The organism is Treponema sp. R80B11-R83G3 (assembly GCF_054786115.1).
In genome coordinates, this window is record NZ_BDHF01000399.1 from 1 (window position 1) to 617 (window position 617).

Below are 617 nucleotides of genomic sequence, written 5' to 3' on the forward strand. Positions count from 1 at the left end.
GATTGGTATTAGAGAAGACAGCGCTAATTCTAAAATCTATGAGTTAAAAGGGTACAATTCTCGTGAATGGATAGTAGATTATCTTGATGTTTTAATGCCGACTAATATGATATTTAAATCTATTGATTTTATTAAATAGTCTTCTAATTTATTATTATCTCTCTTTATTATTTCTCCTAATGTTTCCCCTTCTATATATTCCATTACTATTCCGAATTTATTGTCGATTTCTATAATATCAAATACTTGTGGGACGGGTAAACCAAAATCAAACGCCATTCTTTGTAGATTTACTTCATGTTCTATTTCTTCTTTTGGGAATATATTTTTAAATAATTTTATTGCTTTTGTGCCGTCTTTATATATTTCAGCCTGTGCGCCGCTTGCGATGTATTCCATTTTATTCCTTTATATTTGAAAATTATTTTTTACAAAATGCCACATATCTTTTAAATTGGTAAATTGATATTTTTCACCATAATTTATTTGTTTTTTTGTCCTATTAATTAATATTGATATTATTCCCGAATTGTTTGCTCCTATTATGTCTTTTTCTTCATTTCCAATATAAATCATTTCATCTGTTTTTACGCCAAGTTTATTTGATAACATAATGT

The 617-nt window shown here is 26.7% G+C and carries 2 protein-coding genes; both read right to left on the reverse strand.

The genetic code is table 11. The annotated features are described in order from the left end of the window. Window positions 1-78: 78 nt before the first annotated feature. Entirely contained in the window at window positions 79-399 is a 321-nt protein-coding gene (locus ACYVRH_RS14095; protein ID WP_461257508.1) for a protein kinase family protein, read from the reverse strand. Between the two features lie 9 nt (window positions 400-408). Beyond that, window positions 409-617 (reverse strand): hypothetical protein (locus ACYVRH_RS14100; RefSeq protein WP_461257509.1); only part of this gene is annotated, 209 nt, incomplete at its 5' end.

Coding starts and splice junctions, on each gene's coding strand:
- ACYVRH_RS14095 (WP_461257508.1), bottom strand. CDS start 399: ATGGAATACATCGCAAGCGGCGCACAGGCTGAAATATATAAAGACGGC.